The following is a 20,422-nucleotide window of genomic DNA, read 5'->3' as shown; positions in this document are numbered from 1 at the left end:
GCAGATCTATCGATCCAGCCCTAACGCCGGTGCCGGCTTGCCTTGTTTCGATTCAGGAGGTTCGCACGCGCACTCCGTAGAAGATCGCCGCACCGAGGATGATGACGCCCTGGGCGATGAGCTTGCCGGGTTCGTCGATGCCGAGCACCGTCATCACGACGAACAAAAGCGCGAAGCACAGCGAGCCGAAGAAAGGTCCCCAGACGCCGCCGTCGCCGCGACCGAAGGCGACGCCGCCAAGGATTGTCGCCGCGACTGCCAGGATCGGCAGGTCGAGACCGACGCGCACGCTGCCGACGGCGATTGAACCTGTCTGTACCAGGGCCGCGATCGCCGCGATCAGGCCGGCGAGCGTATGCGCCAGGATGACCGTGCGCTGGACCGGCACGCCGGAAAAATGGGCGGCTTCGGCATTCTCGCCGACAGAGGCCACGTAACGACCAAACACTGTCTGCGACAGAAGCAGCCACACCGCGGCGGTCAGCATGATCCAGAACAGCACCGGCGTCGGAACCGACAGGAACTTCGTGTTGTAGAGGTCGTTGAACAGTTTCGGCACATCGCCGGGTGGATTGCCGCTCGACAGGAACTGCACCAGTCCGACCAGGATGATGCTGACGGCCAGCGTGACTATGACGGCCGACACCCGCCGGATGCCGATCATGAAGCCGTTGAACAGGCCAATGACGAGGCCCGTGGCGAGCGCCAGTACGACGAAGAAGGGCAGCGACGCGCCCGGGAAACTGCCCGACGAGATGAAATAGTTGATCAGCAGGATGATGCCGCCGCCGGAGAGGTCGATCGACTTCACGCGCATGACGACGAGCTGCCCCAGCACGAGAATGCCGAGCGGAACGATCTGCCTGATGAAGATGCCCATGATGTTGAGGTTGAGCATGTTCGGCCGTGCGACCCACAGCGTGGCCAGAAGCACGAGGAAGACAAAGTAGGACGGCGGTATGCGAAGCAGACGCCGGGCGATCGGGTTTGCGAGAACGGCAGTCATCGCTCAGAGCCCCATCTTCTTGCGGGATTGCAGCCCGACCACGGCCAAGAGAATGCCGCCCTTGATCGCCGTCTGGACAAAGGGCGAGACGTTGGCGAGGTTCATGCCATTGGCCAGCAGTGCCATCACAAGCGCGCCGATCACCGTGCCGTGCAGGCTGCCGATTCCGCCTGAAAGCTGGGTGCCTCCAAGTGCGACGGCGGTGACCGTGTCGAGTTCGAAAAGCAACCCGACATTTGGATCACCCGACACGATGCGCCCGGCCAGGAAGACACCGGCAACGGCCGCGAAACAGGAGCAGACCACATAGGCGAGGATGATGTTGCGGCGATCGGAGACGCCGAAATTGCGGGCAGCGCTTTCGGCCCCCGACGCGATGCCGCCGCCGATCGCAAACAGATGCAGGCCGTATCGCGATCCGTAGAGCAGCTTCCAGGCCAACAGCATCACGACGATTCCCCAAAAGACCGGATAAGGAATACCGAGGAAACTGCCTGAGACGGCAGCAATGACGATCTCCGGAACGGTGCCGCCGGAGACGGGACGCAAGATGCGCGTGATGCCAAGGACAATGTACTGCGTCGATAGCGTGGCGATGATTGGATGGACGTTGAAACGGGTGATCGCCAGGCCGTTGATCAGCCCGATGAATGCGGCCAGCACGAAGACCGCCGGGATCAGCACGATCGCCGGCTGGTCGAGCGCCAGCACCGCCGTCGTGAAACTGATGACCGAGCCGACCGATAGATCGAGCCCGCCGACGAGCACGACAACGAGTTGTCCGGCCGCCGCGATGACCAGCGGCATCGCCTGCGCAACCAGGTTGAAAAGGTTTTCGGCCGTTGCGAACTGCGTCGTCTGAACCGACAGCCACAGCGAAATGAGCAAGGCAACCAACAATGGCAGACCCCATTGGCCCTGCCGTGTGTTCCGGCCACTCACGATGTTGGACAGGCTACGATACATGGAAGGCCCCTAGTGCTGGCGCGCCGAGCCGCCCGTCAGGGCCGCGTCGAGGATCTTGTGCTCCGTCGCCTGTGCTGCCGGCATTTCGGCCACGACTGTGTCGTGGTGGACGACATAGATGCGGTCGCACAGCCCGATCAGCTCGATCGTCTCGCGCGACAGCACCAGCACCGCGCCACCCTTGCGGGTGAAGTCGCGCAGCAGATGGTAGATCTCGGACTTGGCGCCGATGTCGACGCCACGGGTCGGCTCTTCCACCAGGAGAAGATCGAGATCCGCGGCGAGGTAGCGGCCGAGCAGTACTTTTTGCTGATTGCCGCCCGACAGCGAACCGACCGGAGCGGACGGCCCTGTCGCCTTTATGTTCATGACATCCATCATGCGGGCGATGACGCTTCGATAGGGCCGCGCCGGCGCAAGTTCGCGTCGCCTCGAATGCAATCCGATGGCGATGTTGTGGGCGATCGGCAAAGCGAGAAAGAGCCCCTCCTCCTTGCGGTCCTCGGGGACGAAACCGACCTTCAGCTGCTGCAAATGGCGAACGCCTGATGATGTCGAGAGCGGCATGTCGAGCGTTTTGCCGTTGATGGAAATCGTCCCGGCAAAAGGATGGTAGCGGCCGATGAGGGAGCGCAAGAAGCGCTGCTGGCCCTGTCCCTCAAGCCCGGCGAGGGCGACGATCTCGCCCTTGTGCAACGTCAGCGACAGAGGCTGCGATGTCTCGGTGATCCTGAGATTCTCGACGCGCAGGATTTCGCCGCCCCTGTCGCCCGTGCGATCTGGGAACAGGTCCTGGAGTTCGCGCCCGACCATCATGGCGATGAGTTCGTCTGCGGTGATCTCGGACACCGTTCTGGTGCCGACCAGTGCGCCGTCCTTCAGCACCGTCACAGTGTCGCACAGCTCGAAGATTTCCTCCATGCGATGCGAAATGTAGACGATTGCCTTTCCCCTATCGCGCAGGCGGCGGATATTGCGGTTGAGCACATCGACATCGGCCGCGTTGAGCGCCGCTGTCGGCTCGTCGAGAATAAGCACGCCGGCGTCGGCCTGGATGCAATGCGCGATCTCGACGAATTGCCGCTCGGCAATGGTCAGGTTGGAAACGAGTTGCGAGGAGTCTAGCGTGAGACCGAGTTCGCCGAGTGCCTTGGCGGTTCGGCTGTTCATCGCGGAATAGTCGATCGAGCCGAACCGGTTCGTCGGCTCCCGGCCGAGAAACATGTTCTCGGCGATCGACAGATTAGGCAGCAGCGAGTGTTCCTGGAAAACGGTCGAGATGCCGGCATCGAGCGCGGCGCGCGGTGACTTCAGATCGAGCTTTTCCCCATTCATGAAGATCCCGCCGGAATCGGGCTGATACACGCCCGCCAGGATCTTCATCAAGGTCGATTTTCCGGCGCCGTTCTCGCCCATCAGGGCGTGAACGCTGCCGGCCTTCAGATCGAGGGAAACGGAGTGGAGCGCCTTGCTTCCCCCGAATGCCTTCGAAATGTGCGACATCTCGATAAGATTGGCCACTAAACCCTCGCTTCACCACTGGAAGGGCCCGCGGGGACGCTTGTCCACTCCCCGCCGGCCACGGCGTGTCACTTCTTGCCGTAATATTCCTTGAGCTTTTCTTCGGGGAGTTCGCTCGGCCACCAGACATTGGCCGTCAGGTCGTCGCGATAGTATTTCGCGGCCTTGTCCTTGTCCCAGCCATCAGGGTTGTAGACATAGCGCTTGTAGAGTTGCTTGCCCTCGAGCAGGGCTACAGCGGCGCGCACGCCGGCAGCACCCTGGGCCGGGCTGTATTCCGGAGAGATCGACTTGAATCCATCCGTGATCCACTGGCCGAAATAGCCATTGTTGCCCTCGCCCGAAATCGGCGGGATCGGCGTGCCGAACTGCTTGAAGACATCGACGCAGGCGCGCGTCATGTCGGCGCCGGACGACCAGATGCCGTCGACCTGCGGATTGTTCAGATAGAGCGTCTCGCACAGCTTCTTGGCCTTGTCATACTGCCAGTCGCCATGCTCCTCGGCGATGATCTGCACATGCGTGCCCTTGAGCGATTCCAGCAGCCCGTTGTAGCGGTTGGTGTCTTCCGGGTGGCCGGCAAGGCCACGCAAGACCCAGATCTTGCCGTTGTCGCCAACGGTCTTCACCAGCCAGTCGCCCATTACCTTGCCGAAGTGCTCGGCTCCCCCTTGGATTTCGGTGGTGTAGGCATCGGAATCGATGCGGCCGGTGTGAAGGATGACGGGGATGCCGGCGGCGACCGCCTTGGCAATGCTGGCGTTGGCGGACGTGCTGGTCACCGGCTGAACGATGATCGCGTCGACATGCTGGGCGATCAGATCCTCGATATCGGCTACCTGCTTCTTCTGATCGAAGCCGGCATCGAGGAGGATGAACTTCGAGATGCGCTTGTCCTTTGCCGCGGCATTTTCCGCCTCATGCGCGACCTGCACGGTCCAGGTGTTGGCGTTGACGCCGAAGTCGCTCATTCCGATCACCCAGGGGGGGTCCTTCTTGAATGCGCCGGCCGCGGTCATGCGCGTGTCGTCGTGGCGCGGCGCGACGCCGTCCATCAGCTTGATATCTTCCGCGTGCGCCAGGGGCGTTACGGCAAGCGCTGATACAACGAGCATCCCCAGCCCGACGGTTTTCAGCAATCCTAACATTGAACTCCTCCTTGTGGTTGCTCCAGCCGTACGGACGCGCACGGGCCGCGAGACGCTCTCCCGATGCATGCCTGTCGTCGCGAACCGACCTATGCACGCAATTCTCCCGCCCCCGAACACATCTGTGTCGAGGCCCAATTTCGGCTGGACAATGATGACGGTCGAGAACTCCTCCGGGCACTTTAGAAGCATAGTGGGTTTGACCTGTCAATAGTTAGTCATGTTGAATGACTATTCCGTTGCTTGCCTTTCGCCACTCCGCTATTCATCATGAAGAGCGCTCGTCCTGCACCGGCGCGCGGTCAGTCCCGGCGGGAAAATCATGCGATCAGTCTTGTGCTACGGCGACTCCAACACACACGGCCAGATCCCCGGCAAGGGGCCGCTCGAGCGCTATGGCCCGGCTGAGCGCTGGCCGGGGATACTGCGCGCTCAGCTAGGCCCCGACTGGTATGTCATCGAGGAAGGATTGAGCGGTCGAACCACCGTCCACGACGATCCGATCGAGGGGGCACACAAGAACGGTAGAACCTATCTCCGCCCCTGTCTGCAGAGCCATGCGACGCTCGACCTCGTCATCATCATGCTCGGCACCAATGACCTCAAGATCCGCTTCAACAAACCGCCGTCGGAAGTGGCTATGGGCATCGGCTGCCTTGTCTACGACATCAAGGAACTGGCGCCCGGTCCGGGCGGCACCACACCCGAAATCATGATCGTCGCACCGCCGCCGATGCAGGACGACGTCAAGGAGTGGAAGTCCATCTTCGCCGGCGCACCGGAGAAATCGCGGCTGCTGGCGCTCGAGTTCGAGGTGCTGGCGGATTCGCTCGAACTGCACTTTTTCGATGCCGGCTCGGTGGTGTCCTGCAGCGAAGCGGACGGATTTCACATCGATGCCGAAGCGCACAGACTGCTTGGAATCGCACTCGCCCGCGCGGTCGATGCGATCGGCTGGAGCCGCTCGACATGAGCAACCATACCGCCGCCCGGCAATGCGCTCTTACCGATGGGGCGACCCTTGCCTGACATGAGGTTTGCACCACCCAATCCCTTGCGCATCGCCGATCGTGCGAGCGGGCTGAACGCGTTGAGCGTGCGCAGCTACAACGAGCGTCTGGTGCTGTCGCTGCTGCTTCAGAACGAGGGCATATCGCGGATGGAAATCGGCGAGAAGACCGGTCTGTCGGCGCAGACGGCCTCGGTCATCGTCCGCTCCCTCGAACAGGAAGGGCTGGTCTCGCAGGGCGAGGCGCAGCGCGGCCGTGTCGGGCCCCCCACCATCCCGCTTTCACTCAACCCGGAAGGCGCCTACGCGGTCGGCGTCGGCTTCAGCCGGCGCAGGATCGACATCGCGCTCATCGACTTCATCGGCACCGTGCGCTTCCACACGCAGTTGCCCGCGGATGAAGCCAATCCGTTTCCGAAAAGCGGCGATTTGCTTGCGACGATCAGGCGAGCCATGACGAGCCTGCCGGTCGAGGCGCGCAGCCGGGTCGCGGGTATCGGGCTGGCCGTTCCCGATGAGGTCGACGCCATGGCTGCAACCGGCAACGGATCGAGCACGTCCCTGAAGGCTTTGCAAAGCGAGATCGAAGAGCAGATCAAGCTGCCGGTCTTCGTCCAGAACGACATCACCGCGGCGGCCGGCGGTGAGAGCATGTTCGGCGTCGCAAAGCCGCTGAACGACTATTTGTTCTTCTATCTCGGAGCTAGGCTGCAGAGCAGGCTCATCCTCAACCACCAGATCTATAAGGGAAACTCCAGTGCCAGCTTCGATCATGGCCTCATGCGCCTGGAAAGCGAACTGGCCATGCGCGGACGCTCGTCCGAAATCATCTGGAGCAGCAGCCCTGAGTGGCCTGATCTTGGAGAGGCCTACACCGAATGGCTGGGGGAATGCTCAAACCGCCTGAAAGCATCGATCTCGGCGCTGACCCAGTTTGTCGAGTTCAGGACGGTCCTCCTGTCCAGCTATGCGCCGCAGAAAATCGCCAAGGCCTTGTGCGCCGATATCGGCCGGGAATTTGCCGCTGTCCAAGCGTTGCCAGCGCGGGTGACCATCAGCCCGAAAGCCGTCGGCGCAGCCAGCCTGCCGTTCAGCTCGCGGTTTATGATTCAATGATCGGAACGCTGATAACAGAAGGGTTGCAAAGCCCCATCTGAGACGTGGATGCACCCGGTTTGAATGTCGGCTAACTCCGGTGCGAGAAGCTGTCCCTCACGCCATCTTCTGTGACCTCGCGCATCAGGAACGGGATGCCGACGACCGTCATCGGCAATTCCGCGCGGAAGCGGATGTGCGTGGGACCTCGTAATGCACGATCTGGCCTGGGGTGATGGCCCGTCACCCTGTCGGAGCACCGCGACGCCGGCGTAGTGGCTTCCCAATTGCCAGAAGGGCAGCGGGAACCGCCCGCGCTCCTCTTCAACGATGCGGAAGCCCGCCTCTCGGATCAAGTGCAGCGGTTGGCGGTTGAGATGACAGCCGCCGGCGATCTGTCCCCACGGCTTGTTCAGCCGCTCCTGCCATCTGCGGCCGCGCGGCCCCTCGGCCTGGCCGTGCTCGATGAAGATCAGCCGGCCCATAGGTTTCAATATGCGGCGGATCTCGGTCAGCGCCGCGTCAGGGTCGGGAATGGTGCAGAAGGCATAGGTGACGACGACCGTGTCGGCGAGGTCATCGATCAAGGGCAGCCTTTCGCCGCTGGCCCGGATGCAGTCGACGTCGAACGGCAGGGAACGGATCTTCGGTTCGGCCAGGCCAAGCATTGTGCCGTCGGGATCGATGCCGACCAGCCGCTCCACCCTGGCGGCGTCGTAATAGGGAAGGTTCAAGCCGGACCCGAAGCCGACTTCGACGACAATGCCCTGCGCCCGCGGGATCAGGCGCCTTCGCATGCGCGCGAACACGTTTGCCGAACAGCCGGCGTGGACGAGGTAGGGAGCAATGCAGCGTGCGTACCAGGAGAGACAGGATTGGCACATGTCTCAGCCTCCTTTCCCTGCGTTCTTGACGCCGATGGGAACGCCACCCCCGGCAATGGCCTCGGACGTGCAATGCTGGCTGAGAGTATTGACCGGTGACATTTCTCGCTCCAAGGAGTCTCCTGATCGGGCCCGATCGGCCCGACGTCGTGGGATGGATAGAAGGCCGGCGTCCCCTGAACGTCCCCGCTCGGCCGCGTACGGGTCGATGGAAAGATTGGAGTTCCGACTTCTGGGGTTTCCGGAGTTCCGTCTGAACGGGCAGCCGGTGGAGCTCGCCTTGCGCAAGGCGGCCGCGCTCCTCATCTATGTCGCCGAGGCCGGCGGGCCCGTGGCGCGCGAGGTCGCCGCCACGCTTCTGTGGCCCGAAACCGACGAAGAAGCCGCACGAGCACGCCTTCGGCGCACACTGCATAAAATTCGCATCGCGTTCGGCACGGAGGTCATCGCCGCCACGGGGGCATCCCTCAGCCTACACCCGGCGCTTTTCGTCGAGCTCGACTCCAAGATTTTCGAGCATGCCTGCAATGTCGGCCCGCTCGACGAGGCGGCCGACATCTATAAGGGCGACTATCTCGGCGGCTTCTCACTCCCGGATTGTCCGGAATTCGACGAATGGGTCTTTTTCAGGCGCGAGGCCTTGCGTAGCCGACTGGTGCAGACGCTGGAGCGTACCATCGAAGCGAAGATCGCCGGCGGCGAACCACGCAGCGGGGTGGTGCATGCGACGCGCCTGGCGGCACTCGACCCCTTGAGCGAAAGTGCGCACCGTCACCTGATCCGCGCCCACCTGGCGGCCGGGGACAGGGCGGCAGCCGAGCGCCAGGCCGAAAGCTGTGTCCGGCTGTTACGAGACGAACTCGGCGTAGCGCCGGACCCGGCCACGCTTGCCCTGGTGCGGGAGCCAACTCAAGATGTCACTTTGGACGTGCCCAGGACGCGCTACGTCGAAGTGGACGGCATCCATCTCGCCTATCAGATCGTCGGCAGCGGACCGACGGACATCGTGCTTGTTCCCGGCTTCATTTCGCATGTCGAGCGTATCTGGGAAGACAGACGCTGCCGCGCCTGGATATCAGCGGTTTCGCGCTTGGGCCGCCTGATCCTGTTCGACCGGCGCGGCATGGGACTTTCCGACCGTGTCGGTGTCCGTGCCACAGTCGAAACGACAGCGCAGGATATTCTGGCAGTCATGAACGCGGCCGGCAGCAGCCGGGCCTTGCTCATCGGCGCCTCGGAAGGCGGGCCGGGTTGTGTCCGTTTCGCCATCGATCATCCGGATCGGCTCATCGGCCTTGTCCTGTGGGGCTCGCTCGCGAAAGGCAGCCGCGCGTCGGACTATCCCTTCGCCTTGACCGCCGCGCAATACGATCTGTGGAAGCAGCGGCTGATCGCCGGCTGGGGCGGCCCGGCGGAAATCGAGACCTTCGCCCCCAGCCTCTCCGGAGACCGCCAGGCGGAGACCTGGTGGGCGGGATTGCTCAGGGCAGCCTCCAGCCCCGGCGCGGTCGCGGGTCTGCTCGAAGCGCTGCGTGATACCGATGTCCGTTCCCTGCTCGCAAAAGTCTCGGCCCCGACGGTGGTCCTGCACCGGTCCGGCGACCGCGCCGTGCGCGTCGAGGCAGGGCGGCTCCTGGCCGCCGGGATCCCGGGCGCGCGGTTCATCGAGATCGCCGGTGACGACCACTGGTTTTGGGTCGGCGACCAACAGCCGCTGCTCGACAGCATCGGCGCGCTTGCACGAAGCAGTTGATGCGCGGATGCGGCATCTGCCGCCGTCAGTTCCGCGTGTGCAAATGGTTGTGGGGACTGGCCGCGAATGGCGAGGCCGGCGCGGATGCCATTTTGGCCATGCTCCGGGACGACGCCGGGCGGCGTCGAACACGACGTCCGGTGGAAGGCCGGTTTTCGGCCTATTTCGGTGCAGCGGCAGCGGTTCCGCCCGGCGGGATGATCCGCATCATGGATGTCGACACCGTGTCGCCAGGCTTGAACGGGCCCGGGACCTTGTTGCTTACCGGCTTCACGCTTTGCAGGAACGCCGCGATGGCCATGGCATCGTCCGCTGTGAGATGCGCAAAAGCAGGCCAGGGCATAATCGGCGCCAGGGTGCGGCCGTCCGGCCGCTGGCCAGTCTGGATCGCAGCGACGATCTGCTCCGGGGTCCAGCTGCCGATGCCGGTCTCCCTGTCGGGCGTGATGTTTCGACCGGGAAAGACACCGACGCCAGGTATTTCAAAGCCCACATCCGAGCCGCCAAGAAAGCGCGACATATCGGGTTTGCCGAAGAAGTAGCCGGGCGTGTGGCAGTCGTTGCAGCCGGCGATCGTGACCAGGTACTCGCCACGCGCGACCTGCGCGTCGTCGGCCACGGCGACGTATGATGGAAGGGCGACGACCGAGGCCGTGAGCAATGCGAGACGAACTGACGCTGGAAACATGGTTTTCTCCCTTGGTTGTTCTTGGCTTCTCCTATGACCTTTGTCGTGCTCCCGTCGGGGGCTGCCGTTACGCAGCCCGGCCAGCCGATTGCGGCGCACCTGATCCGCTCTACGTTGCGCCTTACGGTTTGCGGCCGATCACGGCGCCGTTCGCGGCGGGAGCATCGAACCAGACCGTCTCGACGTGCCTGAATCCGGCTTCCTCGAGCCACGCCGAATACTCGGCCGGGGTGTAGTTTCGTCCTTCCGTCTCGATCAGCATGTTGAGGCTCATCAGCGCGGCCGGCGCCGGGCCGGTCTTTTCATCATTGACGAGAAGCTCGCTGATGACGACCGCGCCGCCGCTTGGCAAAGCCTCGAAGGATCGGCGCAGCAGGGCGCGATTCTTCGCCTCGTCCCAATCGTGCATGATCATCGACAGGAGATGCACGTCGTGATCCCCGGGAAGCTGTTCGAAGAAATTGCCGTCCGCGGTCTCGATGCGGTCGGTCAAGCCGGCCTCGGCGATCTTTCCCGCGGCGATCGCGGCCACATGCGGCAAGTCGAACACGGTCGCACGCAGCGCCCCATATTGTTTGCAAAGCTCGATGTCGTACGCGCCCGATCCGCCGCCGATGTCCAGGAGGCGGCGGAAATGACTGAGATCCACGGCTTCGCCGAGCTTGCGCGCGGTCATCGTGGAAAGCGAATGCATCGCCTCCCAGAAAAGCGCCAGCATCGTAGGATCCTCGCCCTCGAACATCGAGGATTGCACTGCCGGATCCCATGTGGTTGGCCGGTTCGTGCGCAGCGCCTCTGCAAGCCTTCCCCAGCCCGCATAGAGTCGCTTGTCGGCCATCTGCACGAAGCCACCGAAGTAATACGGCTTACCCTTCACGAGATAAGTTTCGCTTAAGGGCGTGTTGCGATAGCGGCCGTCCGTTTTCTCCAGGAGCCCAAGTGCAGCGCAGCCGGTCAACAGCATCTCGGCCGGTCGTTGATGCAGGCCGAGCGCTTCCGCCAAACCGGCAACCGTGATGGCGGCGCCGCTCGCAAGGCGGCTGAAGAGGTCCAACTCGTGCGCGGCGGCCAGAGTCTTGAAGGCCCAGAAACCGGTCGAAAGCGCCATCAGTGGGACAGCGGAAGGAAGCTCTTGCTTGGTGACGATTGGTCGGTCGGCCGCGCGCAGCCCTGTCTCGCCCGGGATCGAACCGGGCTGGTGGGCAAGCGTTGTCGTGCGCGTAGCAGAGCGCTGATGGTTGGGCATGGCACTCTCCCCAAAATGTTGACGGTTGGTTCGCAGCTTCGAGCCGCGCGGTGGTCTCGACGGCGCGGGTTTCGAAAATGCCGCCGATCGAATGGTCCACCAGCAAGCGGCGGCGGCCTTGTGCTCGCAAGGCCGCGCCGATGGCGCGAATAGGGTCAGCCGTGGCGACCGGCGTAGGATCGGCCCCGTGGTCCGAATGTCCCTCAACAGCTCGGGGGACAAATCCGCGATTGCCCGACCTCTTGAGACGGATAATTGCCAAGTCTTGAGGGCCGCGACTGTGGTTTTCGGCACAGACCAAGGTAGTCGCACGCTCGACGGGTGATGGATTCGAGTCTCCGCTCGAGGCATTTCAGCCTCCCATAGCCAGCCATCCGCTTCTTCCCTTGCCGCCGAAGCAATGGTAAGGAGGCTAGAGGACCGATAGAAGTGCCAATTCATGGATTCTTGGCCAGTCCAATTCCAATTGGCATGACGACACTTGCAAGGCGCTGCCGCTAAGCCGGCAGGACGCAGGAGGACTGGTGGCAGGCTGAATTCCAGTGCCTGCGTCAGACCAATTCCAGTTGCTGAACAATGACCACCTTTCACATAAGCCTGGTCGGGCGCAAGAATCTCAGCGGCGAGATTTATCGTCAGATACGGCGCGCCGTTCTGGATCGACGGCTGCGGCCCGGCGACCCTCTGCCGCCTGGCCGCGAACTGGCGCGGACGCTTGCCGTGTCGCGTGCCACCGTGACCGTGGTTTATGAACGGCTCGCCGCGGAAGGGTTCGTGACATCCCGGCAGGGGTCTGGGACGTTCATCAGCGAATTGGTCGTGCCGGCCGGGCGAGAAAAGACCGGACGCCGATCTACCGGCGTGCTCCAGCCACGCCAGATCTGGGAGGCGATAGCCCCACCACCCGCATTCGAGCCGGTTCGGTTCGACTTTCACGCCGGGTTTTGCGATGCTTCGCTGTTTCCGCACGGGGCGTTGCGGCGGTCGGTGGTTTGGGCGCTGCGTTCGGGCGAAGCGACCGCCGGCACTTACGAGCATCCCGCCGGACATCACGATCTCAGGGTCGCAATCGCCAGGCACATAGGCATCTCCCGAGGGATCGGGGCGGCTGCGGACGACATCATTGTCACAAACGGTACGCAGCAGGCACTGGATGTCCTGGCCCGCGTCCTGCTGGCACCGGGCGATGCAATTGCCATTGAAGATCCGGGCTACGGTCCTCCGAGGCATTTGTTCAAGGCCTTGGGTATTCGTGTGGTCGGTGTACCGGTGGATCGCCAGGGCCTGGTCGTTGATGCGCTACCGCGCGGAGTCCGAGCCGTGTATGTCACGCCGTCTCATCAATTTCCGCTTTCGGTGACGATGACGCTGCCGCGCCGGCAGGCGCTGCTGGCCTGGGCCGAGCGAAATAACGCGGCCATCATCGAAGACGACTACGACAGCGAGTTCCGTTTCGGAGGCCGTCCCCTCGAGCCGTTGCAGACGCTCGACGCAAAAGGCCGGGTCATCTACGTCGGCTCCTTCTCGAAGACAATGCTGCCGACGCTTCGGCTGGGCTTCATATTGACGCCGCCATCGCTGCGAGCGGCCGTGCACAAAGCGAAATTCGTCAGCGACTGGCATTCATCGACCCCGGCGCAAGCAGCGCTCGCGCGCTTCATCGATGAGGGCGCCTTTGCGCGTCACATCCGTCGGGTGAACGCAATCTACCGGGAACGGCACCAGATCATCGCGAACGCCATCGCCAATGATTTTGCCGATCATCTCGAACTCATCCCATCGACAACGGGGCTCCATCTCACCGCTCTTGCCCGGAAAATGTCGGCGGACCAGATCGCCGAGGTCGCGCGCCGCGCAGCCGATCGGAGCGTCGCCGTCCAGATCCTGTCACGGTTCGCCGTGAACGCCATACCGCGAGCCGGCATCATGCTGGGGTATGGCGCCATTCCGACGCCCCGCATCGAAGAAGGGTTGCATTTGCTGCGCGCCTGTTTCGACAGTGAACCGTCCTGACCTTCGATTTATCTACGCCACGCGTGGTTGAGCTGGCCTGGGTTTGACCACGGTGGCGAGTACGATGCCGGTGACGATGAAGGCCGCGCCGACCAGATCGTAATCGTGCAAGCCCTCGCCGAGCAGCAGATAGGCTAACACAGCGACGAACACCGTCTGCAGGTAGAGCAGCATGCTCGCTCGGCTCGCGCCGAGCGTTTCCACGCTTTTGTTGTAGAGATAGTACATCAAGGCGCCGCCCGGACCTGCCAGATAGGCGAGCGCGAGAATGCTGTGGACGTCCATGGCGGAGCGTTCGTCGTTGAACAATTCCCACACATGGAACGGCAAGGCGACCAGCGCACCAGCGCCGAGCAGCAGCACGACCATCGGCAGGAGTTCGATGCCGAATTTGGCACGGCGCAAAAGCACGGTGTACAGGCCCCAGCAGAACGCGCTGCCGACGATCCACAGCTCGCCGGCGTTGAACTTGAGTTGCAGCAGCGCCGTCAGGTTGCCGTGGGCAACGATGAAAATCATCCCGGCGAGCGCAACCAGCGCGCCTAGCGACTTCCACAGCCCGAGCGGCTCGCCAAGCACGAAACGGGCGAGCACCATCGTCATGACAGGCGACAGCGCCATGATGATGCCGGCAGTGGTGGCGTCGGTGTCGTTGAGGCCATGGTAGATCATACCTTGGCACAGGGTGAGGCCGATCGCCCCCACCGCGACGACCTCCACGACGCGCGTTCGCAACAGTCCGATCATCGCCTCGTGATGACGATGCACGATCGGCAGCAGGATGGCGCAGGCAAGCGTCAGCCGCCAGAAGCAGAGGCCCCAGGGTGGCATTTCAGGCGCCACCCATTTGGCCGCGATATAGACGCCAGCCGAAAGCAGCCAGCACAGGACGGCGGCCGGATAGCCGGTCAAGGAGGGCCCGACCTCGGGTTGCGCGGCGTGATGCGCTATCGGCATTGCCTGCATGTCATGCCCTCCCCTTCGATGACGTCGGCCCGATGGGACAATATAGCCTGCGCGGTTGGGTCGTGCATCCGTTTTGAAAGGCGAAAGGAACCTGCACTCGGCCGCGGCGCCTGATACAGGCCCCTGTTCCGATCGTGGGGCGCTCCGGTGGCTCGCTCGCGATCCAGGCGCAAGCGTAGCCGGGTTTGGAAATGTGAGCGACAGATAGAACCAGTGCACAATTGCGATAAGATGTTTCACCATTTCCGGTTTTCGAGGTCCAATGTCTGAAGTGGACTGGCTCAGCCATCTCTTGCAAATCATCACCGTTACCGGCCAGCTCGAGGTCCGCTGCGCCTACGGTGCGCCGTGGCGCATTGCCTGGAGCAAGGCTGCCGCCAACGAAATTCCCTACCACGTCATCGTCAGGGGCCGGGCCATTTTGGAGGACCCGGACACGAGAGCAGCAAGGGAGCTGGTGAGCGGGGATATTGTGCTGCTGCCTCACGGCGCGGCGCATGTGCTGCACGACGGCAGCGGGCAAATACCAATCCCTACTCAGCAACGCCGGGGGGCTGCCGGATGGATGCTGAGCGAGAATGATGGCCGGGGCGAGCAGCTGGATCTGCTGTGTGGGCGATTTTTTATCGCACCGCCCCATGATCGGCTGGTCCGCAACTACCTGCCTGCGGATCTGGTGGCGCGGTCCATGGACGGCGATGAAGAAAACGGCATCGGCTCCGCCTCCAGCCAACTGGCCGGTCTGGTGACGCTGATGCGAATGGAGTCCGCCGGAGACAGAGCCGGAGGACGCGCCATTCTCAACGCGCTTTCTTCGGCCCTGTTCACACTGGTACTGCGCGCGGCGAGCCAATCCGGGAAAGCCCCCGAAGGCTTGTTGGCCCTGGCCGGCAATCCCCGGCTTGCTCCAGCCATTTCCGCGATGTTCGCCGATGCGGCACGGCCTTGGAAACTGCCCGATCTGGCCGAATTGTGCGGGATGTCGCGCGCTACGTTCATGCGCCAGTTCCAGGACAAGCTGGGTCGCTCCGCGCTCGATTTGTTGACCGATCTCCGCATGAGCCTGGCCGCCAACGAGTTGAAGAAGCCGGCGATCAGCACCGAGGCCGTGGCCGAGACCGTCGGGTATCAATCCGTTTCGGCGTTCCGGCGTGTTTTCGCCGAAAGGACGGGGATGACGCCGGGGGAGTGGCGGCGACTGGCGCACAAGGGCGAGTAAGACGCGCGGTCCGGAATCGAGAAAGCGCAATTTGATCCTTTCGCGCATCATATTGAGCTAATTCAGCCTCGAAATAATCACTCTTCCCCGTAGATTAGGCTCCGCAATCACTTGATAAGGGAGCCATCCAATGAACTGCCTCGCCACCACCGGACCCGCAACCCGCGTAGCCGCCCAGATCTTCGCGCAAACCGGGAAGAGCGAAAACGCTTTCGCGACGAATGCCGTCATCGAAACGATCCTAAGCCGCAGCGCCGCCAAGTACTACGATCCCGCTGCCACCCTGAGCGACGACCAAATCCGCGACCTGGTGCGTATCGGCACGTCCGCGCCAACCTCCTTCCACCTGCAGAACTGGCGCTTCATCGCCGTACGCTCGCCGGAAGCCAAGGCACGGCTGCGCCCGATCGCCTGGAATCAGCCGGCGATCACCGATGCGGCCGTGACCTTCATCATCATCGGCAGGCTGGCCGATGCCAGCACCGTCCCAGCCCGCCTGGCGCCCGTGGTGGAGGCCGGCATCATGCCGGCGCACCTGGTGCCGGAATGGGAGATCCCCGCTCGCGGTTTGTATGACGATCAGCCGCGGCGCCAGCGCGACGAGGCGGTACGCTCCGCGACCTTTGGCACCGCGGCGATCATCTACACGGCCCGGTCGCTGGGCATGGGTTCGACGCCGATGATCGGTTTCGACGCCGAGGCGGTGCACCGCGAGTTCGGCCTGGCCGAAGACGAAGTGCCGGTCATGCTGCTGACCGTCGGGCCGGAGCGAGCCGGCAACTGGCCGCAGAAGCCGCGCATGCCGGTGGCCGATGTCCTGGACTTTGCATAATCCCCGGCAACTCCAGATCTTACGGAGACGAGGATGGCAAGAACTGCCGCTCTCGTGGAAGGCGCCGCGCCAATGGCTGATTGCATGAGAGATCGAAAAGTCCTTCCACGCCCGTAAATTACCCCGAACCAACAAATGTCTGAGGAGACAATTCCCATGAAAGCGATCGTAGTGACGGACCAGGCTGCAGGAACGGCCGGGATGAAATTGGTGCAGCGGCCCGAGCCGCAGGCGGCGATAAACGATGTCGTCGTCGAGATTCATGCGTCGGGGTTCGTCCCGACCGAGCTGACGTGGCCCTCGACCTGGACCGATCGCGTCGATCGCGACCGGACGCCATCGATCCCCGGGCACGAGCTGGCCGGGGTGGTCACCGCCCTGGGCTACGGTACGACGGGACTGTCGGTAGGCCAGCGGGTGTTCGGCCTCGCCGATTGGTATCGCGACGGCACCCTGGCGGAGTATATCGCCATCGAGGCCCGCAACCTCGCGCCATTGCCGGGCGATCTCGACTTCACGGTGGGCGCTAGCCTGCCGATCTCGGGCCTGACCGCGTGGCAGGGACTGTTTCAGCACGGCCGTCTTCAGGCGGGGCAGAGCGTCCTTGCGCATGGTGCGGCCGGCGCCGTCGGGTCGATGGTGACGCAGCTCGCACGAGAGGCCGGCGCCCACGTCATTGGCACGGGCCGCCCTGCCGACCGCCAGAAGGCGCTCGACTTCGGCGCAAATGAATTCGTCGACCTCGAGAACGACGCCCTCGAAGACGTGCGCGGCGTCGATCTGGTGTTCGATGTCATCGGCGGCGACATCCAGAAGCGGTCCGCGGCGCTGATCCGAGCCGGAGGCACGATGGTGACTGTCGTCGGCCCGGCCGAGGCGAGGCCCGTGGATGGCCTGGCGGTCGACTTCGTCGTCGAAGCCGATCGTGCCCAGCTGAGCGAGATCGTCCAGCGGGTGCGGAACGGACGGCTGCGGACGAACATCGGCAAAGTCGCTCCTCTCGACGAGGCGATCGCCGCCTTCAACTCGACCGAGCGACGCGCGGGGAAAACGGTCATCCGCGTTCGCCCGTGAGGTCTTGGGGGAGAGAGGGACGGTTCCTCTCTCCCCGATTTCGTCCAGACGGGCGGCCCCGGATAGGTTGCGAGCAGCGATATCTCATGTCGGCCCCGCCGGTTTCGGTGTCGCATTCTGTTGGCCCGCCGGGCCGCCGACCGGCAGACATACCCAGAATGTTGATTTCGAGGCGGGACGAAAATGTTCGTCCCGCTATTCGAGATACGGCGCCAGTACATCTTCGATCCATTTCATGAATGCGCGGACGCGGCGCGACAGATTGCTGCGATGTGCTACGACGAAGGACACGGGGATCGCCCGGCGACGCAAATCGGGCATGATCTCCACCAGCGCTCCACTCTTCAAGTATTGGCCAATCCCCAGAAGCGGCGCTTGAATCAGGCCAAGGCCGGCGACGGCGGCAGCGTCGTAGGTCTGCGCGCTGTTGACGTGTAGCGCGCCTGGCAACTGACGCGTCGAGTAGCCGTCGCCGTCCGGATATTCCCATCCATGCGGTCTCGCGCCCAGCATCGTCGAAAAATGAATTGTCCGATGTTCCTGGCGCTGGAGGTCGTCCAGCGACCGAGGGACGCCATAGCGCGCCAGATAAGCGGGACTGGCGGCGTTGACCATGCGCAACAGGCCCAGCGGGCGGGCAATCAGCGTCTCGTCTCCGATGGGACCAAGTCGCAAGACGCAGTCAAACCCCTCTTGAACCAGATCGACTTGCCGGTCGGTACTCGACACCTCCAGCTCCAACTCGGGGTGAGCCGCCATGAACTCCGGCAAGGCCGGCACGATCGTCGTGCGCGCCACTTCGGTCGGAAGATCGACCCGTAAGCGCCCGCGAAGCGCCACGCGATCGCCGGCGAACATCGAGTGCAGATCATCGACTTCAGCCAGCAGATCGCGGGCACGGGCATGAAACGCGCGCCCGTCCTCCGTCAGGCGCACGCTGCGCGTCGTGCGGTGCAGGAGCCTGGCACCGACGTCTTCTTCCAGCTTCCGGACCGCCGTCGAGGCCCTCCCCTTCTGGATGCCCAGGCTATCGGCCGCGCGGGTGAAGCTGCCCATTTCCGCTACCGTTATGAAAATGAGGACGTGCTCGAGATTCTGCATTTCGTGCCTCGTATTGTTTTCCAAGAAGAGAACAGTTGGTTCATTTTCTCGATGTTTATCACACTCAGGAGGCACAGTAAGTTTCGGATATGGGATCTCCCCATCGGAGAACGACAAGTGTCCGAAACCATGAACCCGCGTCAGGCAGCCGAAACCGTGACCTTGCATCGCGCCCTGTGGGCCGGCCGGATCATGAGCGCGCTTGTCGTTATCGCTCTGGTGGCAGACGGCACCATTCAGCTTTTCGCGCCGGCACAGATCGCGGGCATGTTGCAGGAAACCGGGTTCGCGATGGACCTGACCCGTGTCGTGGGGCCGATCATACTCGCCTGCGCCATCCTCTACGCCATTCCGGCCACCGCCGTCCTAGGCGCGATCCTGGTGACGGGCTTTCTGGGCGGTGCCATCTGCGCCCACGTCCGCATTGGTGAGTTGGGATCGCCGCCGGAGATCATTTCCCTGCTTCTGGGCGCGCTGGCGTGGGGCGGCCTCTATCTGCGCGATCCCCGAGTCCGGGCCATTCTACCACTCATCCATTGAACCAACCGGGGCAGTACCCTGTCCCCCGACATCAGGAGAAAACACATGTTTCTAGTCATGGGAATCACGGGAAAAGTTGGCGGCGCAACGGCAGAACATCTGTTGGCGCACCGCAAGGATGTACGCGCGCTCGTCCGCAATCGCGAGAAGGCTGCCAACTGGGCGAACAAGGGCGTGGAGCTGGTGGAGGGCGATTGGAATGATCCGGCAGCCATCGAGCAAGCGCTCGGAGGCGTCGAAGGCGCGTTCGTCATGTTGCCCCCTGTCTGGGCGCCCTCGCCCGATTACAAAGAAGCAAAGGGCGTGATTGCAAACTATGTCGAGGCGCTCACCAAGGCAGCGCCGCCGCGAGTGGTTGCGCTTTCGTCGATGGGCGCGAACCGAACCAGCGGGCACGGGGTGATCACGGCCCTGTCGCTTCTGGAGCAAGGTCTTCGCGACCTGAAATCGCCAATCGCATTTGTGCGCGCCGGCGGGTTCTTCGAAAACTTCCTCTACGGCTTGCAGGTCGCCGAAGGCGGAACGCTACCGGTCTACTACAATCCGACAAACCGGAAATCGACCATGGTCGCGACAAACGACATAGGCGCGGAGGTCGCAACCCTTTTGACCGGGCCGGCGTGGTCGGGCCAGCGCGTCATCGAGGTTGGTTCGATGGTCACCGCCGATGACGTCGCGGGGCAGCTGGGTGAGGTCCTCAATCGCGACGTGAAAGCCTTTGCAATCCCGCGTGCAGGGTGGGCGGAAGCCTTCGAGCAATTCGGCATCCCGAAAGGCCACTCCGGACCTGCCCAAGAAATGTTCGAGGCCGTCAACGCGGGATGGATGGACCTCGGCGTCGCGAGTACGGAGCACGTAGCCGGTACGACGTCCGCACGCGATGTGTTCGAGGCTGCACAGAACGCCGCCAAGGCGTAAGTCCGGGAGAGACGGAGACTTCCCGCGTTAGACGCGGCGCGGGAAGTGCTCAGCCGTTCACGCGGAGCGAGCGCCTCGGAAGCGGATGTGGCAGGCGAAAACAAGACGTGCCGGTTGGCGCGCTTACCGAGCGCCCGAACGTCTATGAATGGCAGGCGCGCTGATCGATCCGCTGCCGGTGCTCTATCATTCTTCGTCGAGCCCCCTCTACGGGGGGGCGGTGAAGGAGTGAGGGCTGAGGTCGGTGCCCTCCAGGCTTGAGGTCGGCGCAAGGCGAATGCGCGTTTGTTGGACGGCTGCTATGCGCCTCTTTCCCGCCATTCAGCAAACTTCAAACGTTCCCGAAAGTGGTCGTTTTCGTCTGCGTTCATGGCGGCAGAGATGTGAGCCGGATCCGAGCGGATCATCGATCTTCATTGCCTTCCCGATTGGCGCTTGGTTTG

The 20,422-nt window shown here is 63.2% G+C and carries 18 protein-coding genes; 9 read left to right on the top strand and 9 right to left on the bottom strand.

The features are described from left to right. Window positions 1–52 precede the first annotated feature (52 nt). From FJ951_RS11075 to FJ951_RS11060, 4 genes are all read right to left on the bottom strand, one after another. Window positions 53–1,006, bottom strand: coding sequence for an ABC transporter permease (locus tag FJ951_RS11075; RefSeq protein WP_140498342.1), 954 nt, complete (start codon window positions 1,004–1,006; stop codon window positions 53–55). Window positions 1,007–1,009: 3 nt separating this feature from the next. Then, complete coding sequence (locus tag FJ951_RS11070) at window positions 1,010–1,972, bottom strand: ABC transporter permease (protein WP_140515064.1); 963 nt, start codon at window positions 1,970–1,972, stop codon at window positions 1,010–1,012. Between the two features lie 9 nt (window positions 1,973–1,981). After that, window positions 1,982–3,493, bottom strand: coding sequence for a sugar ABC transporter ATP-binding protein (locus tag FJ951_RS11065; protein WP_140515062.1), 1,512 nt, complete (start codon window positions 3,491–3,493; stop codon window positions 1,982–1,984). 68 nt (window positions 3,494–3,561) lie between these two features. Continuing rightward, window positions 3,562–4,608 (bottom strand): substrate-binding domain-containing protein, encoded by a 1,047-nt coding sequence (locus FJ951_RS11060; protein ID WP_318013802.1) that lies wholly within the window; start codon window positions 4,606–4,608, stop codon window positions 3,562–3,564. A gap of 355 nt (window positions 4,609–4,963) precedes the next feature. On the opposite strand from FJ951_RS11060, the gene FJ951_RS11055 reads away from it, so the two are divergent. Both FJ951_RS11055 and FJ951_RS11050 read left to right on the top strand, forming a co-directional pair. Then, window positions 4,964–5,614 carry an SGNH/GDSL hydrolase family protein gene (locus FJ951_RS11055; protein ID WP_140498346.1) on the top strand — a complete coding sequence of 217 codons (651 nt, stop codon included), beginning with the start codon at window positions 4,964–4,966 and terminating at the stop codon, window positions 5,612–5,614. A gap of 81 nt (window positions 5,615–5,695) precedes the next feature. Beyond that, a complete protein-coding gene (locus FJ951_RS11050) occupies window positions 5,696–6,766 on the top strand; it encodes an ROK family transcriptional regulator (protein WP_246671711.1) in 1,071 nt (356 codons plus the stop codon). On the opposite strand, the gene FJ951_RS11045 is transcribed toward FJ951_RS11050, so the two are convergent. Beyond that, on the bottom strand, window positions 6,760–7,542 hold the full coding sequence (locus tag FJ951_RS11045) for a class I SAM-dependent methyltransferase (RefSeq protein ID WP_246671710.1): 783 nt from the start codon (window positions 7,540–7,542) through the stop codon (window positions 6,760–6,762). The two genes, FJ951_RS11050 and FJ951_RS11045, sit on opposite strands and share 7 nt — an antisense overlap. A 295-nt stretch (window positions 7,543–7,837) precedes the next feature. Here FJ951_RS11045 and FJ951_RS11040 point away from each other — a divergent pair, with 295 nt between their 5' ends. Continuing rightward, complete coding sequence (locus FJ951_RS11040; protein ID WP_140515254.1) at window positions 7,838–9,382, top strand: alpha/beta hydrolase; 1,545 nt, start codon at window positions 7,838–7,840, stop codon at window positions 9,380–9,382. Window positions 9,383–9,542: 160 nt separating this feature from the next. Here the strand turns inward: FJ951_RS11040 and FJ951_RS11035 are convergent, their stop codons facing one another. Then, complete coding sequence (locus FJ951_RS11035; RefSeq protein WP_140498540.1) at window positions 9,543–10,070, bottom strand: cytochrome c; 528 nt, start codon at window positions 10,068–10,070, stop codon at window positions 9,543–9,545. 121 nt (window positions 10,071–10,191) lie between these two features. After that, on the bottom strand, window positions 10,192–11,667 hold the full coding sequence (locus FJ951_RS11030; protein WP_246671709.1) for an acetylserotonin O-methyltransferase: 1,476 nt from the start codon (window positions 11,665–11,667) through the stop codon (window positions 10,192–10,194). Window positions 11,668–11,892: 225 nt separating this feature from the next. Here FJ951_RS11030 and FJ951_RS11025 point away from each other — a divergent pair, with 225 nt between their 5' ends. Further along, window positions 11,893–13,329 carry a PLP-dependent aminotransferase family protein gene (locus tag FJ951_RS11025; protein WP_140515057.1) on the top strand — a complete coding sequence of 479 codons (1,437 nt, stop codon included), beginning with the start codon at window positions 11,893–11,895 and terminating at the stop codon, window positions 13,327–13,329. 12 nt (window positions 13,330–13,341) lie between these two features. Here the strand turns inward: FJ951_RS11025 and FJ951_RS11020 are convergent, their stop codons facing one another. After that, window positions 13,342–14,295, bottom strand: a complete 954-nt coding sequence (locus tag FJ951_RS11020) for an EamA family transporter (protein WP_140515056.1) — start codon at window positions 14,293–14,295, stop codon at window positions 13,342–13,344. 262 nt (window positions 14,296–14,557) lie between these two features. Between FJ951_RS11020 and FJ951_RS11015 the strand changes: the two genes are divergently transcribed. The 3 genes from FJ951_RS11015 (at window position 14,558) to FJ951_RS11005 (ending at window position 17,420) form a co-directional block, all read left to right on the top strand. Continuing rightward, window positions 14,558–15,514 carry an AraC family transcriptional regulator gene (locus FJ951_RS11015; RefSeq protein ID WP_140515054.1) on the top strand — a complete coding sequence of 319 codons (957 nt, stop codon included), beginning with the start codon at window positions 14,558–14,560 and terminating at the stop codon, window positions 15,512–15,514. 130 nt (window positions 15,515–15,644) lie between these two features. Beyond that, a complete protein-coding gene (locus FJ951_RS11010) occupies window positions 15,645–16,346 on the top strand; it encodes a nitroreductase family protein (RefSeq protein WP_246671708.1) in 702 nt (233 codons plus the stop codon). A gap of 156 nt (window positions 16,347–16,502) precedes the next feature. Continuing rightward, window positions 16,503–17,420 carry an NADP-dependent oxidoreductase gene (locus FJ951_RS11005; protein ID WP_140515053.1) on the top strand — a complete coding sequence of 306 codons (918 nt, stop codon included), beginning with the start codon at window positions 16,503–16,505 and terminating at the stop codon, window positions 17,418–17,420. A gap of 195 nt (window positions 17,421–17,615) precedes the next feature. Here the strand turns inward: FJ951_RS11005 and FJ951_RS11000 are convergent, their stop codons facing one another. Continuing rightward, window positions 17,616–18,521: a LysR family transcriptional regulator gene (locus FJ951_RS11000; RefSeq protein ID WP_140498353.1), complete on the bottom strand. Its 906-nt coding sequence runs from the start codon at window positions 18,519–18,521 to the stop codon at window positions 17,616–17,618. Between the two features lie 117 nt (window positions 18,522–18,638). Here FJ951_RS11000 and FJ951_RS10995 point away from each other — a divergent pair, with 117 nt between their 5' ends. Together FJ951_RS10995 and FJ951_RS10990 are read left to right on the top strand one after the other, a co-directional pair. After that, window positions 18,639–19,061 (top strand): DoxX family protein, encoded by a 423-nt coding sequence (locus FJ951_RS10995; protein WP_140515051.1) that lies wholly within the window; start codon window positions 18,639–18,641, stop codon window positions 19,059–19,061. A 45-nt stretch (window positions 19,062–19,106) separates the two neighbouring features. After that, entirely contained in the window at window positions 19,107–19,979 is an 873-nt protein-coding gene (locus FJ951_RS10990) for an NmrA family NAD(P)-binding protein (RefSeq protein ID WP_140515049.1), read from the top strand. Window positions 19,980–20,422 lie beyond the last annotated feature (443 nt).

It is taken from the genome of Mesorhizobium sp. B2-2-3 (assembly GCF_006442405.1).
Taxonomy (GTDB): domain Bacteria; phylum Pseudomonadota; class Alphaproteobacteria; order Rhizobiales; family Rhizobiaceae; genus Mesorhizobium.
Note: the sequence above shows the minus strand (reverse complement) of the source record. Positions and strands in the feature narration are given on the sequence as shown.